We start from the raw sequence: 15,027 nt of genomic DNA, 5'->3' as shown, positions 1-15,027 counted from the left end.
GCCTCGTACAGGGCCTTCTGCGCCTCGGGGGTGGCGAGGTAGTTCGTCAGGAACTCCTGGGCCAGCAGCGCGTTCTCGCTCTGCGAGCTCAGGTAGAAGCCCTGCACGCCCACGAACGGTGCCGCGGTCTCGCCACCGGCGGACGGGATCGGGTTGACCGTGACGTTGACGCCATCGGCGGTCAGCGCCTCGATCGCCCACGGGCCCTGAACGGTGTACGCGGCCTGGCCGGACGCGAACAGCTCGTTGTTGGTGTCGTAGTCGATCGTCGTGGAGATGATGCCGGTGCCGTTGGTGCCGTTGGCGCCGAGCCACGTGGCGAAGGCCTCGCCGGGCGCGCCGCCCATGCCGACCTCGGTCGTGTACGAGCCGGTGTCGTCCTGCTCGAAGACGGGGGCGCCGAACGAGGTCTGGAAGCCGTACATCGTGTAGGCGTCACCGGTCTGGCCGGCGGTGTTGATGACGATCGGGCGCTCGGCGCCGGCAGCCTGCGCGGCGGCGACCATGTCGTCCCACGTGGCGGGAGCCTCTTCGCCGACCATGTCGGTGTTCTGGACGAGCGCGATCGTCTCGAGCGAGTAGGGCAGGGCGTACAGCTGGCCCTCGTAGGTCATCGCGTCGATCGCGACCTGCTCGAAGGAGCTCGCCTTGTCGCCGAGGTCCACCGTGTCCACGACGCCGTCGGCGACGAACGCGCCGAGCCAGTCGTGCGCGCCGATGGTGATGTCGGGGCCCTCGCCGGTGGGGACCTGGGCGATGAAGTCGGCCCGGATGTCCTCGAAGTTCTTCTGGACCAGCTCGATCTTGGCGCCGGTCTCCTCCTCGAAGGCCGCAGCGGCTGCTTCGATGGCGGGCTCGCGGTTCTCGTCGGTCCAGACGGTCAGGACAGCGCCCGAACCTTCGGTGCCCTCCGGCTCGTTGGCGGTGTCGCCGCCGCCCGAGCAGCCGGCGAGCAGGACGGCAGTCGACGCGATTGCGACGACGCTCATTCCCATCTTGCGCATGGATTTTCCTTCCGTGGGGTGGTCGATCCTGCGGGCCTCTGACGAGGTCGCGCCCTTACGACCGGTGGTGAGTGTTGGGCCGGGTGGCCGCAACGGGTACATCTCTCAGTGCGGAGTGTGCTGTTCCTCCGATCGGATGACGGCTACGCCGCCAGCCGCAAGTGCAAGCATGCCCCGGATCTCGGCTCCCGTCAGGAGGTCGACGCCATCGGCGGGGAGCGCGGCGCTATGCGCGCCGTGGTTTATGGCGACGAGGTATTCCACCCCGTCGCGACGGCGACGGATGGCCTCGACCCCGACGGGCAGGTCGGCGGGGCGGATGCCGGCGTCGGCGTAGACGGCCTTCATGATGGCATCCAGCCCCTCGGCATCCGGGCGGGTGCTGACGTACCAGCCGGTCCCGGTGCCGTGGCGGTGGCGGGTGATGGCCGGTTCGCCGGCGGCGGGTCCCTCGATGTACGTCGCGCGGACCTCGGCTCCTGCGAGCACCAGGTCTTCCTGCCAGACGTCGGCGCTCAGACGCGTGCCATCCCAGTCGATCGCGGCCGTCGCACCCTCGCGCAGCGGCAGGTGCTCCTCGATGCGCATGCCCAGGGCGGGCTGCAGCGGGGCGCCGAATCCTCCGGCGTGCACCGCGTCGTGCTCGTCGACGACGGCGGAGAAGAACGAGACCACGAGGGTCCCGCCGCGCTCGACGTAGCGGTTGAGGTTGTCGGCATCGGCCTGGCTCAGCATGTACTGGGCCGGGGCGATGACGAGCTTGTAGCCGGAGAGGTCCTGCCCGGGCAGGGCGAAGTCCACCGTGATGCCGTCGCGCCACAGCCGCTCGTAGTACGCGCGGATGCGTTCGTCGTGGCTGACGTCCTCGGACGGACGCCACTCGAGGTCCTGCGCCCAGAAGGACTCGAAGTCCCACAGGATCGCGACGTCGGCGCGCACGCGGGAGCCGCGCACCTCGCCGAGACGCCCGAGCTTGCCGCCGAGGTCGACGACCTCGCGCCACACCCGGGAACCGGTGCCGGCGTGCGGAAGCATCGCGGAGTGGAACTTCTCGGCGCCGGAGCGCGAGGCGCGCCACTGGAAGAACAGGATGCCGTCGGCGCCCCGACCGAAGTGCGACAGCGAGTTGCGGGCCATCTCGCCCGGGCGCTTGGCGATGTTGCGGGGCTGCCAGTTGACCGCCGACGTGGAGTGTTCCATCAGGATCCACGGCGCGCCGCCGCCCACCGAACGGGTGAGGTCGGCGGCGATGGCCAGGCCGATCTCGCCCTCTTCATCGGCCGCCCACAGGTAGTGGTCGTCCGAGACGATGTCGACTTCGCGCGCCCACGCCCACAGGTCGCAGCCGTTGTGCTGGTTGGCCATGAAGTTCGTGGTGATGGGGCGGTCGCTGTGCGCGCGGATCGCGTCGCGCTCGGCGATGAAGCAGGCGCGCAGCTGGTGATCGGTGAAGCGGGCGTAGTCCAGGCGCTGCGCGGGGTTGACGACCGACGGGGCGGCTGCCGGCGCGCCGACGTGCTCCCAGTCGGTGTAGTGCTGGCCCCAGAAGGCCGTGCCCCACGCCTTGTTGAGACCGTCGAGCGAGCCGTAGCGCTGCTGCAGCCACAGGCGCCATTCGCGCACCGCGTGGGGGGAGTAGTCCTCGCCCACCGGTACGCCGAACTCGTTGTGCACGTGCCAGAGCACCACCGCAGGGTGCCGGCCGTAGCGCTTGGCGAGCTCGGTGGCGATGCGTACGGCCGCCTTGCGGTAGGCGGGCGCCGAGTGCGAGGCCATGCCGCGGGCGCCGAAGCCCATGACGACACCGTCGCGCGTGATGACGCGGGCGTCGGGGTGCTCGGCGAAGAACCACGCCGGCGGCGAGGCGGTGGGCGTGCCCATGTCGATGCGGATGCCGTTGGCGTGCAGCAGCTCGACGACCTCGTCCAGCCAGCTGAAGTCGAAGACCCCTTCGCTGGTCTCCAGCAGGGCCCAGGAGAAGATGCCGATGCTGACGAGGTTCACGCCTGCTTCGCGCATGAGTGCGACGTCTTCGCGCCAGGTCTCGGGCGACCACTGCTCAGGGCTGTAGTCGCCGCCGTAGGCGATGCCGTCGATGTCGGGCCAACGAGGCGTCGAGGTCATGGAACGCTTCCTCGGGTCAGGGTTTGTGTCGGTCCGGCTGTGACCGGTCCCAGCTCGGGAGACAGCATACGTGATCGCGGGGCTCTCAGTCACACGATGTTATGGAACCGTGACCGGTCCCAGTCTGAGCCGCTCGGGGGGTAAAGTCCTGCACGTGGGCGAGATCAGCGAGTCCCGCCGCCGACCGACGATCCGAGACGTCGCGGCGGCGGCAGGAGTGTCGCGTGGCACGGTGTCGCGCGTGATCAACGGCGGGCATTGGGTGTCTCCGGACGCCCGGCAGGCGGTCGAGGATGCCATCGCGCGCACCGGATACACCGCGAACCACGCCGCGCGCAGCCTCGCGACGGGGCGGTCGAACTCGCTGGCGTTCCTGCTGACCGAGCCGCAGCATCTGCTGTTCTCCGACCCCACCTTCGCCCTGCTTCTGCGCGGGGCGACCCAAGCGCTCGCCCAGCGGTCGATGACCCTTGTGCTGCTCGTCGCGGACACCCCCTCCGAGCGGGCGAACGTCGAGCACTATGTCAGCGCCGGCCACGTCGACGGCGTTCTGCTCATCTCGTCCCACGAGTCTGATCCGCTGCTGGTCTCGCTCATCGAGGCGGGCGTGCCCACCGTGTGCACCGGTGCGTCGCTCGGATACCGCGCCCAGGTGCCGACGGTGTCGGTGGACGAGGTCGATTCGGCGCGGGTGATGACCCGGTACCTGATGGACCGCGGTCACCGCAGGATCGCGCTCATCACCGGCCCCGACGACACCTCGGGCGGCCGCTATCGACTGGTGGGCTTCCGCGAGGAGATGGGGGACCGGTTCGACCCGGACCTCGTGGAGCAGGATGTGTACTCCCGCGAGGCGGGGGATGCGGCGATGACGCGGCTGCTGCAGCGCGCACCCGACATCGACGCGGTCTTCGCGGCATCCGACGTGATGGCGGTGGGGGCGATCGCGGCCGCGCGCCGCGCGGGGCTCAGGGTGCCCGAGGACCTCGCCGTCGCCGGCTTCGACGATTCGGGACTGGCTGAGACGCACGAGCCGCCCCTGACCACGATGCGTCAGCCGTGGTCGGAGATCAGCAGCGCGATGGTGGAGATCCTGATCGACGTGATCAACGGGGTTCCCCGCACCGACCTGGTTCTGCCGACGACGCTCGTCGTGCGCGGCACCGCCTGAGGCGCCGCCTCGCGCCTCGCGCCTCGCGCCTCGCGCCGCGCACCCGCGCCCGTCTGCCGACTCGCACCCGGCGCCTCGCGTCCGTTCGCCGACAGTCTCCCGATTGCGCATGTGAGTTCCCGTTCACGCATGGGGTTGGTACCAGTTCGCCCGTATGTGAGTTCCCGTTCACGCGGGGAGGCGCGCGCGGGCCGAGTCCGGCAGGCGGATGCTCCCGCCGCAGGGCCACCGCCACGCTCGCGGTCGCGGCTTGGCTGTGTGAGCGGGAACTCACATGATGAAACGAGAGGACGTCGAAAGTCCGGCCCGGTGCGCGCCAGCGACGGCTCGCGGAGCGTCGCCCGCCGCGGCATCCGTCGATGTCGGAGGGTGGCCGTATCGTCCGCGCATGGACAGGTACCGCCGCTGGATCAACCCCTTCGAAGCGATGGCCGAGCCCGCGCGACGGCGCATCCTCGACGTCCTCGCCAGCGGCGAGCACACCGCCGGGCAGCTCGCTGAGGCCGTGGGCGCCGAGTTCGCCATCTCCCGCACGGCGGTCTCGAAGCACCTGCGCATCCTTCGCGACGCCGGCTTCATCGATGTGCGCGCGGATTACCAGTGGCGCTGGTACTTCCTGACGCGCGACGGGCTCGACGGGCTGGAGTCCGCGGTCGAGCAGCTCCGGCTGAAGATGGCGGGCGGCCTGGGGTGGGATACCGACCTGCGTGACAAGCGCGATCCCCTGGGCGGGCCGGCCTTCGACGGGCGACCCGTGTTGCGCAAGGGGCCAGGCCGGGAGCCCGCCCTGGGGCGGCGTGGGCACCAGACCAGTGCAACCCGGGCCAGCGACCCCGAGGCCGGCCTGTACCCGGTGCTACCCGTGGTGGGACCGATGCCGCCCGCGTAACAGGGGGCGGGCTCACAGCGCGGCCCCACCTAGAATCAACGGGTGACCTCAGGCCGATCCTTCTACATCACGACGCCGATCTACTACCCGAGCGACGTGCCCCACATCGGCCACGGCTACACGACCGTGGCGGTGGACACCCTCGCGCGCTGGCACCGTCAGGCCGGCGACGACACCTGGATGCTCACCGGCACCGACGAGCACGGTCAGAAGATGCTGCGCGCCGCCGCAGCGAACGGCGTCACGCCTCAGCAATGGGTCGACAAGCTCGTCACCGAGTCGTGGTTCCCGCTCCTGCAGACGCTCGACGTCGCCAACGACGACTTCATCCGCACCACGCAGGAGCGCCACGAGCGCAACGTGCAGGTCTTCTTCCAGACGCTGTACGACCGGGGATACATCTACGCAGGCGAGTACGAGGCGCTGTACTGCGTCGGGTGCGAGGAGTTCAAGCCGGAGTCCGAGATCGTCGACGGCACCGGGGCCTTCGAGGGTCTCAAGGTCTGCGCGATCCACTCCAAGCCGCTGGAGCTGCTGCAGGAGAAGAACTACTTCTTCAAGCTCAGCGAGTTCCAGGACAAGCTGCTCGAGCTCTACAAGACGGTGCCCGACTTCCTGCGCCCCGACTCGGCGCGCAACGAGGTCGTCTCGTTCGTCAAGAACGGCCTCAAGGACCTCTCCATCTCTCGGTCCACCTTCGACTGGGGCATCAAGGTGCCGTGGGACGAGTCCCACGTCATCTACGTGTGGGTCGACGCACTGCTGAACTACGCCACCGCCGTCGGCTACGGCAGCGACCAGGAGCAGTTCGACCGGCGCTGGCCGGCCTACCACGTGGTGGGCAAGGACATCCTCCGCTTCCACGCCGTCATCTGGCCGGCCATGCTCATGGCCGCGGGCCTCGAGGTGCCCCGGGGTGTCTTCGCCCACGGCTGGCTGCTCGTCGGCGGCGAGAAGATGTCGAAGTCGAAGCTCACCGGCATCGCGCCCACCGAGATCACCGACGTGTTCGGCTCGGACGCCTATCGGTTCTACTTCCTCTCGGCCATCGCCTTCGGCCAGGACGGGTCGTTCTCGTGGGAGGACCTCTCCGCCCGCTACCAGGCGGAGCTCGCCAACGGCTTCGGAAACCTCGCCTCGCGCACGGTCGCGATGATCGAGCGGTACTTCGAGGCCATCGTGCCGCCGGCAGGCGCGTACACCGAGGCCGACCTGCACATCCAGCGGACCGTGGCGGATGCCGCGACCGCCGCGGATGCCGCGATGGTGCGCTTCCGCCCCGACGAGGCCATCGCCGCCATCTGGACGATCGTCGACGCGCTCAACCTCTACATCACCGAGAACGAGCCGTGGGCGCTGGCCAAGGACGCAGCGCAGCGCGAGCGGCTGGGTACGGTGCTCTACACCGCAGCCGAAGGGCTGCGCGCGCTCACCGTGCTGCTGTCGCCGGTCATGCCGCACGCCACCGGCATCCTCTGGGACGCCCTCGGCGCCGCTGCCACCCTGGGCGCGCTGCAGGACCAGCCGATCCGCGACGCCGGCACCTGGGGGCAGCTGCCCGCCGGGGCTTTGGTGAGCGGCCTGGCTCCGCTGTTCCCCCGCGTCGAACAGAGCGCATGACCGATCCCAGCCAGTACGTCCGCCAGCGCGAGAAGGGGGCGCGCGACGTCAGTTATCCGCCGGCCCCGGAGCCGCTGGCGGTGCCGGTGTACGACAACCACGCCCACCTCGAGATCGAGGACGGCGAGGTGGGGCTGAGCCTGGACGAGCAGCTGTCGCGCGCGACGGCCGTCGGTGTGATCGGAGTCGTGCAGGCCGGCGGCGACATCGACTCCAGTCGCTGGTCGGCATGGGCCGCGGCGAATCACCCGCAGGTGCTGGCAGCGGTCGCGATCCACCCCAATGAGGCACCCGCCTACGCCGAACGGGGGATGCTCGACGAGGCCATCGCGGTGATCGACGAGCTGGCAGCCCAGCCCCGCGTGCGGGCGATCGGCGAGACGGGGCTGGACTTCTTCCGCACCGGACCCGAAGGCCTGCCCGCCCAGTACGAGAGCTTCGAGGCGCACATCGCGCTGGCGAAGAAGCACGGCATCGCGATGCAGATCCACGACCGCGACGCCCACGACGAGGTGCTGGCCACACTCACGCGCGTCGGCGCGCCCGAGCGCACGGTGTTCCATTGCTTCTCCGGCGACGCAGACATGGCCCGCATCGCCGCCGACGCCGGGTACTACCTGTCGTTCGCCGGAAACGTGACCTTCAAGAACGCGCAGAACCTGCGTGACGCCCTCGCCGTCACGCCGCGCGACCGCATCCTCGTCGAGACCGACGCGCCGTTCCTCACGCCCGTGCCGTATCGCGGCCGGCCGAACGCGCCGTATCTGATCCCGGCGACCGTGCGGTTCCTGGCCGCCGAGCTCGACACAGACCTCGACGAGCTCTGCGCCCAGCTGGCATCCAACACCCTGGCCGTCTACGGATCCTTCACCGACTGAGCCGCCGACGACGACGCGGCCGCAGCCAGCCACGCGAGCATGACGGCCTTCGAGTTGCCGTCGTCGACCGCGGTCAGCGTCGCCAGCGCCGTCGCCGCGGCAGCACGCTCGGCATCCCCGGCCAGGGCCGAGTACATCCGCACGTACTCGCCGAGCGGCCCGGTGAACGCGGTGGGGCCCGCGTCGGCGACGTTCGCCGCCACGCGAGCGGGATCCGCGCCCAGGTACTCCAGCGCCACCGGAGTCAACGGCAGCAGCTGGATGCCGAGGATCGCCGACGGCTCCGGCGAGAACCACGTCGCATAGTCGCGTTTGCCGCCCCAGGTGAGCGACACGATCGGGTGCGCGAAGCCGTCGGCGAGGGTCTGCGGGTCCGGCTCCAGCCACAGCGCGCGCGCAGCGGCGACCTCGGCGGACAGCAGCCAGGTCGCCGTCGCCGTCAGCGGGTCGTCCCCCCGTGCCTCGGCCCACAGTGCCAGGCCGTTCCAGGCGGCGACCGCCTCGGAGCTGGACTCCTGATTGTTGCCGTCGGCGAAGGGGGACATCCCCGACGCCCACGAGTGGCCGCGGTACGGATCGAACACGCGCAGCTGCGGCAGCGCATCGGCCGCCGCACCGCCGGCGATGTCCGCGGCCAGCGCGTCCATCACCTCCCGCAAGGGCTCGGCCCGCTGCGGCTGAGCGGCGACGAGCGCCGCCGCAGCGCTGAGGAAGTACCCGTAGTGGAAGTGGTGGTCGTTGCCCTCCTCCGACCCGAACGAGGGGGCCTTGCCGACCACCAGGCGCAGTGCGTCGTCGTAGACGAAGCACCGGGTGTCGCGCTGGGCGCAGCCGCTCGGTTCCGCCCACGGCGACAGCTCCGTCCACAGGCGCTCGCCGACGCGTGCGGCCAGCTCGGTGTCTCCCACCTCGCCCGCGAGGGTGAGCAGGGCACCGAGTCTCGCGAGTGCCTTCCCGCCGTAGTACGTGTCGGTGGGAAGGGGCGGCGTGGCATCCAGATCCGCGGCGATCTGCGCCGCGATGGCGCCGCGAGTCGGGTCGTCGATGCCATCGAGATCGAACGAGGCCGTGGCGGGCTGCAGTGGTACCGACCACTCCAGCTCGTTGCCGGCGCACGCGACCGCGTCGCCGTACGCGGTGCGGAAGGTGCCCAGCTCGCACGCGGCCTCCGCCTCGTGGCCGGGGAACGGCACCAGCACCGTCCCCGCAGTCCCGGTGTAGGTCAGCCGTGTCGAGGACGTCCCCGCGTCCGCGTGGGAGGCGACCCGCACCCCGGTGATCGGCGCGTCCAGCGCGGCCGCCCAGTCGGCGATGTCGGCACCGTCCGGCAGCGCGAACCACTGCGCATGCCCGTCGGCGGGAACCGTGAGCGTGCCGTCGGACCACCGCGCCCCCGGGGCCACGACGCCGAACGGGGTGTCGTCGGCGGTCGCCGTCCACACGCCGTCCCCGGCCGGTTCCAGCGCGACCGCCGGCGACAGGTCCGTCTCCCGCGCGGCGGTGAACCCGACGACGGGGGAGCCCTCCGCGATCGTCACGTCGCCCACGGCGGAGCCGGCGTCCCACCAGCGGAGCGTGACCGACACGGCATCCGCACGTACGGCCTCGAAACGGTCCGCGGGCAGGCCGACGTGCAGACCGCCGGCGAACGAGGCCGCGATGGTCTGCTCCGTCGCCGAGACCGCCGGCAGGTCCAGGGTGAAAGCGTCCGATGCCGCCGCGAACGCCACCGGGAACGGGTAGACCGGCTGCGGTTCCGCGCCGAAGACGAGGCCCGAGTACCAGCGGTTGGTCGGCGGGATCACGCCCTCGGCGAGCCGGGAGGCGCCTGCCTCGGCGATGCGCTCGACCGGCAGCCCGGAGACGGTGGCCGCCGACACCGCTTCCGGTGCCCATGGGCCCGGTGCGGAATCGTCGGCGGGGTCGGCCGTGCAGCCCGTCGCGACGAGCGCTGCACCCGCCAGCAGCGCGGTCAGCAGGCGCCGCCCGGTCACAGGCCCACCTTCTGAACGAGATCGCGCAGCGCATCGCCGACGCCGGCGAGCGGCCCGTCGTCGCGCAACTGGAGGGTCGCCTGCACCGGCGTGCCGGCCTGGAAGAGCCCGGTCGCGGCGCGACGTGACAGGTCGCCGCTCGTGATCCGCAGGGTCGACATCGCCTGGCCCTCGGCCGTCTCCACGTCGATGCCGTCGACGTCGCCGCGCAGCACCGACTGGTTGGGCAGCAGCAGCTCCACGTCGCTGCCCTCGGCGATGCGGGCGTAGTCGCGCGGGGAGAGCAGGAACTCGGCCTCCACGAACAGCGATGCGTCCTGATCGACGGTCGCCAGCACGCTCCCGGCCTGGGCGAACCCGCCCTGCGGCACCGCGACGTCGCGAACGGTGCCGTCGACGGTGGCGATGATAGTGGAGGTGCCGTCCGCAGCGACGCTGGCCGCGATCTCGGCGTCGGAGACCTGGCCCGAGGCGATGTCCCGTTGCAGCTGCAGGCTGCGCACTTCGAAGAGCGGTTCGCCCACCGACACCTCGTCACCGACCTCGACGTACTGCCGGGTGACGATGCCGCCGTAATCGGTGCCGACGGGATAGTTCTGCGCGACGATCGTCGCGCTCGTGGACAGCACCCGGTGCTGTCGCTGGTTGAACACGACGGTGCAGGCGGCCACCACGACGAGCACCATCAGGATGCCACCGGCGAGCTTCAGCCGGTTCGCCCAGGTCATCGCGCACCTCCTGCGGGGACGAGCAGGGGTTCTCCGTCGACCGCCGCCGGCACCGAGGCCGGCACCGTGACCGGCGGTCGTGCGACGACGGTGACGGGACCCGCGAGCGTCGGAACCCCCACCGGCACCTCCCGCTCCGGCGGATGGGCGAGAACGCGCGCTTCGCGCAGCGCGGTCACCATGAACGCGCCGAGGATCACGGTGTTCGTGGCGTTCCAGGCGGTGGCGAGGGTGAACACGCCGTTGTCGAGGTCCCGCCAGATCGCCACGCACGTCGTCAGGGCCAGGAACAGGAAGAAGAGCGTCTGCGGGATGATGAAGTTGAACGGCGACCGGCGCGAGGCGGATCCGGTGACGTGCCAGCCGACGTCCTTCCCGGTGAGGGCATTCCACAGAGCCTTCGCATAGATCGGGAACGAGACCGTCGCAAGGGTGAGCGTCTCCCACCGGAACGAGCCGACGGCGAACCAGGCGAGCAGGATCTGCATGACGTAGAAGCCGGCGTAGTACATCGCCCAGGTGAGGACGGTGGTCTCGAGTGTCATCGGTCGCAGGTCGAAGTAGATCTCCATCGGCGGCACGAGCAGCAGCAGGAGCGGACAGATCCCGGCGAGGTAGAACGTCGCCGTCACCAGGTACTGGACGCGCTGGTCGGTTGTGAGGGTGCGCCGCGGGCTCAGCGGGTTGTGGTGCAGCAGGATCTCGAATCCGCCCGTCGCCCAGCGCAGCTGCTGCTTGCTGTACGCCTCGATCGTCTCGGGCGCCTCACCCACCGCGAGGGCATCGGGGAGGAATACCGAGCGCCACCCGCGCTCGTGCAGCAGCAGCGCGGTCCAGACGTCCTCCGACTTCGAGTCGGTGTGGATGCCGCCGATCTCATCGATCGCGCGGCGGCGGAAGACGACGTTGGTGCCGACGCAGAAGGCCGCGTTGAAGCGGTTGCGGCCGGGCTGGATGAATCGGTAGAAGACCGTCTGCATGTACGCCGCCCCGCGGGCGACGACCGTGTCGAGGTTGCCGTAGACCTGCGGCGTCTGCACGAATGCGACGTCCTCGTGCACGAAGATCGGCATGGTCTCCAGCAGGAACAGGGGCGAGGGGACGAAGTCTGCGTCGAAGATGGCGAAGAACTCGCCCTTCGCCAGCGTCAGCGCGTGGTTGATGTTCCCCGCCTTCGCCCCGTGGGAGCTGAGCCGGCGCACGTACCACGCGCCGACCTCGGCGGCCATCGTCCTGATGTCGTCGGACCTGCCGTCGTCCAGCACCCACGTGCGGTGCGCCCCCTGCAGCGCGACGGCGGCCGTCACGGTCCGGCGGACCGTCGCGGCATCCTCGCCGTACACCGTGACGAACACATCGATCTTCACGGGCGCCCCGCGCAGATGCACGGTGTCGTCCCCGCGTGCCAGACGCGGCAGCAGTCGCGCGGCGGCATCGTGCGCGGCGTAGTCCCGGGGGTTGCGACCGCTGGAGAGGATCGTCCACATCGACAGCAGCGCGTGCAGCACGAGGATGGATTCCGCGACGATGACCGAGACGTAGGGCAGCAGGTCCCCGCGACTGTCCGGCGCCAGCAGGAACGCCGCGTAGGCCAGCACCCCGATGGTCGCGACGACGACCAGCAGGATCATGACGGGCGTCGGCTCCCCGCCGGTCTTCGGCTGCAGCCGCTCTGCGGTGGCGTTGCGTGGATGTGATGATGCGATGCGTGCCATTCGGTTCCCCCCGATGGACTGGCGGTGCACCCATCCGCAGCGCCGTCGGCGCGTCTGGATCCTTCCCCGGCGTCGCGGCGTATCCCCCAGGGACCGCGACGTGTTGTCCATGATGCGCCTCCGGCACGACAGGCGTGTTCCCTTCATGTGAACGCTGTGTGACGAGTGGCTGGATGCCGACTCGGTACTGTTGAGGTATGCCGGTGACCCTCCTCGGCGCGGCAGAGATCCGCGCGCTCGCAGCCGAACTCGACGTCACCCCCACGAAGAAGCTCGGCCAGAATTTCGTCGTCGACGCCAACACGGTGCGCAAGATCGTGCAGGTGGCCGGTGTGCGCCCCCAGGACCGGGTCGTGGAGGTCGGGCCGGGGCTCGGCTCGCTGACGTTGGCCATTCTCGAGACCGGCGCCGCGGTGACGGCCGTCGAGATCGACCACCGCCTCGCCGCACGGTTGCCTGCGACCGCAGCCGCCCACGGCGTGCCCGACGGCGCACTCACGGTCGTCGACGCCGATGCGCTTCGCGTCACGGAGCTTCCCGGCGACCCCGAGGTGCTGGTCGCCAACCTCCCGTACAACGTCAGCGTGCCCGTGCTGCTGCATTTTCTCGAGACGTTCCCGCACCTCGACCGCGGCGTGGTCATGGTGCAGGCCGAGGTGGGGGAGCGCCTCGCCGCGAAGCCCGGCACGAAGGCCTACGGCAGCCCCAGCGTGAAAGCGGCCTGGTACGGCCCGTGGCGCCTGGCGGGCACCGTGTCACGCCAGGTGTTCTGGCCGGTGCCCAACGTCGACAGCGTGCTGGTGGCCTTCCGCCGCGACGCCGAGCAGCGCGGGACCGAAGCCGAGCGGCGGCGCACCTTCGCGATCGTGGATGCCGCATTCGGTCAGCGCCGCAAGATGCTGCGGCAGGCGCTCGCCGGTGTGCTGGGCGGCTCGTCGGCAGCGGCATCCGCCGTGCTCGAAGCGGCGGGCGTCGCCCCGACGGCGCGCGGCGAAGAACTGGTCGTGGCGGACTTCCTCAGGATCGCGCGCGCGGCACCCCTCGCCCAGTAGCGTGGGGGCGTGACCGAATCGCCCCGCACCAAGCCGCCCGTCGCCGACCTTCACCGCCCGTACACGGCCGCTGAAGACCGATACGCCTCCGTGGACTACCGCCGCGTCGGGGCATCGGGCCTGCGTCTGCCCCCGATCTCGCTGGGCCTGTGGTGGAACTTCGGCGACAACGTGCCGTTCGACCGCCAGCGCGAGGTGCTGCGTCACGCCTTCGACATCGGCATCACGCACTTCGACCTCGCCAACAACTACGGCCCGCCCTACGGCTCCGCCGAGACCAACTTCGGCCGCATGATGCGCGAGGACTTCGCGCCGTACCGGGACGAGCTGATCATCTCGTCCAAGGCCGGCTACGACATGTGGTCGGGTCCCTACGGCGAGGGCGGGTCGCGCACCTACCTGCTTTCGAGCGCCGAGCAGTCGCTGCGCCGCATGCAGCTCGACTACGTCGACATCTTCTACTCGCACCGCGACGACCCGACCGTGCCGCTGGAAGAGACCATCGGCGCGCTCGACACCCTCGTGCGCCAGGGCAAGGCCCGCTACGTCGGCATCTCGTCGTACAGCGCCATGCGCACCGTAGAGGCCGTCGCCATCGCGCGCAGCCTCGGCACCCCGCTGGTGATCCACCAGCCCTCGTACTCCATCGCCAACCGCTGGATCGAGGACGGCCTCACCGGCGCGCTCGAGCAGGAGGGACTGGGCGCCATCGCGTTCTCGCCGCTGGCGCAGGGCCTGCTGACGGACAAGTACCTCGGCGAGGGCGCGGCCGACCGCTCGGTCGAGCGCTGGTCGGTGCCGCGGGACACGGTCTCCGAGTCCGGGCGCGGCCGCCTCGTCGGCCTTAACGCGATCGCCAAGGAGCGCGGCCAGAGCCTGGCGCAGATGGCCCTGCAGTGGGTCCTGCGCAACGATGTGGTGGCCTCGGCACTCGTCGGCGCCTCCCGCCCGGCGCAGCTCGACGAGAACCTCGCCGCCGTCAACGGACCCGCCTTCGACACCGAGGAGCTGGAGCGCATCGACGCGCTCTCGGACGGCATGGACGTCGGGATGTGGGAGTCGGCGGACTCGTGAGTCCGACCGCGTCGTCCCGTCGGGTGCACGTGCGCGCGCCCGGCAAGATCAACGTGTTCTTCGAAGTCGGCGACGTGCAGGACGACGGCTACCACGACGTCGCGTCGGTGTACCAGGCCGTCTCGGCGTATGAGGACGTCTATGCCTCGCACGCCGACGGCTTCTCGATCTCGGTCGAGGGTGTCGTCGACGTGTCCGGAGTGCCGGTCGACGACCGCAACCTCGCGGTGCGGGCGGCGAGGCTGCTGGCAAGTGAGATCGGCTATGAGGGTGGGGTGCACCTCGAGGTGCGCAAGGGCGTTCCCGTGGCCGGCGGCATGGGTGGCGGATCGGCCGACGCCGCCGCGGCCCTGCTGGCATGCGATGCGCTGTGGGATGCCGGACTCTCCGCCGTGCGCCTGCAGCGACTTGCCGCACGGCTGGGGGCCGACGTCCCCTTCGCCCTGATGGGCGGCACCGCCGTGGGCACCGGGCGCGGTGACCAGCTGAGTCCCGCGCTTGCACGGGGACGACTGGACTGGGTCATCGTGACCAATCCGGTGGGACTTTCCACTCCGGAGGTGTATCGGGAGCTCGATCGACTGCGCGAGCGCAGCGCCCCCGACATCGCGCCGCCGGCCGGGGCTCCCGACGTCGACCCCGCCGTGCTGCAGGCGCTGCGCACCGGCGACGCCGCTGCCGTGGCCGCGGCGGTGCACAACGACCTGCAGGATGCCGCCTTCTCGCTGCGTCCCGAGCTGACCGACCTGAGGGACCTCGGCTGCGGGCTGGGCGCGCT

The 15,027-nt window shown here is 70.6% G+C and carries 12 protein-coding genes; 7 read left to right on the top strand and 5 right to left on the bottom strand.

Features of this window, described 5'->3' with window-relative positions:
* Both NQ160_RS08390 and NQ160_RS08385 read right to left on the bottom strand, forming a co-directional pair.
* The coding region (locus NQ160_RS08390; RefSeq protein ID WP_257514770.1) for a sugar ABC transporter substrate-binding protein at positions 1-1,004 on the bottom strand (1,004 nt) is incomplete at its 3' end.
* Positions 1,005-1,109: 105 nt separating this feature from the next.
* Positions 1,110-3,128 (bottom strand): beta-galactosidase, encoded by a 2,019-nt coding sequence (locus NQ160_RS08385; protein ID WP_257514769.1) that lies wholly within the window; start codon positions 3,126-3,128, stop codon positions 1,110-1,112.
* A gap of 154 nt (positions 3,129-3,282) precedes the next feature.
* Between NQ160_RS08385 and NQ160_RS08380 the strand changes: the two genes are divergently transcribed.
* From NQ160_RS08380 to NQ160_RS08365, 4 genes are all read left to right on the top strand, one after another.
* Positions 3,283-4,299, top strand: coding sequence for a LacI family DNA-binding transcriptional regulator (locus NQ160_RS08380; protein WP_257514768.1), 1,017 nt, complete (start codon positions 3,283-3,285; stop codon positions 4,297-4,299).
* 388 nt (positions 4,300-4,687) lie between these two features.
* Positions 4,688-5,188, top strand: coding sequence for an ArsR/SmtB family transcription factor (locus tag NQ160_RS08375; protein WP_257514767.1), 501 nt, complete (start codon positions 4,688-4,690; stop codon positions 5,186-5,188).
* A gap of 42 nt (positions 5,189-5,230) precedes the next feature.
* Complete coding sequence (gene metG / locus NQ160_RS08370) at positions 5,231-6,808, top strand: methionine--tRNA ligase (RefSeq protein WP_257514766.1); 1,578 nt, start codon at positions 5,231-5,233, stop codon at positions 6,806-6,808.
* Positions 6,805-7,686 carry a TatD family hydrolase gene (locus NQ160_RS08365; RefSeq protein ID WP_257514765.1) on the top strand — a complete coding sequence of 294 codons (882 nt, stop codon included), beginning with the start codon at positions 6,805-6,807 and terminating at the stop codon, positions 7,684-7,686. The genes metG and NQ160_RS08365 overlap by 4 nt, the downstream gene beginning before the upstream one ends.
* Here the strand turns inward: NQ160_RS08365 and NQ160_RS24860 are convergent.
* The 3 genes from NQ160_RS24860 to NQ160_RS08350 are packed head-to-tail and all read right to left on the bottom strand — an operon-like array spanning position 7,665 to position 12,123.
* Positions 7,665-9,680, bottom strand: a complete 2,016-nt coding sequence (locus tag NQ160_RS24860) for a glycosyl hydrolase (protein WP_257514764.1) — start codon at positions 9,678-9,680, stop codon at positions 7,665-7,667. The two genes, NQ160_RS08365 and NQ160_RS24860, sit on opposite strands and share 22 nt — an antisense overlap.
* Positions 9,677-10,408, bottom strand: coding sequence for an efflux RND transporter periplasmic adaptor subunit (locus NQ160_RS08355; protein ID WP_257514763.1), 732 nt, complete (start codon positions 10,406-10,408; stop codon positions 9,677-9,679). Before NQ160_RS08355 ends, NQ160_RS24860 begins: the two co-directional genes overlap by 4 nt.
* Entirely contained in the window at positions 10,405-12,123 is a 1,719-nt protein-coding gene (locus NQ160_RS08350; protein WP_257514762.1) for a glycosyltransferase, read from the bottom strand. The genes NQ160_RS08355 and NQ160_RS08350 overlap by 4 nt, the downstream gene beginning before the upstream one ends.
* A 197-nt stretch (positions 12,124-12,320) precedes the next feature.
* On the opposite strand from NQ160_RS08350, the gene rsmA reads away from it, so the two are divergent.
* From rsmA to NQ160_RS08335, 3 genes are all read left to right on the top strand, one after another.
* Positions 12,321-13,175, top strand: coding sequence for a 16S rRNA (adenine(1518)-N(6)/adenine(1519)-N(6))-dimethyltransferase RsmA (gene rsmA / locus NQ160_RS08345; protein ID WP_257514761.1), 855 nt, complete (start codon positions 12,321-12,323; stop codon positions 13,173-13,175).
* Positions 13,176-13,184: 9 nt separating this feature from the next.
* Positions 13,185-14,249, top strand: a complete 1,065-nt coding sequence (locus tag NQ160_RS08340; RefSeq protein ID WP_308211460.1) for an aldo/keto reductase — start codon at positions 13,185-13,187, stop codon at positions 14,247-14,249.
* Positions 14,246-15,027 (top strand): 4-(cytidine 5'-diphospho)-2-C-methyl-D-erythritol kinase (locus NQ160_RS08335; RefSeq protein WP_257514759.1); only part of this gene is annotated, 782 nt, incomplete at its 3' end. The genes NQ160_RS08340 and NQ160_RS08335, both read left to right, overlap by 4 nt.

The sequence above is a fragment of the Microbacterium sp. zg.Y909 genome, assembly GCF_024626565.1.
This window is presented reverse-complemented; position numbering and strand designations above follow the sequence as displayed.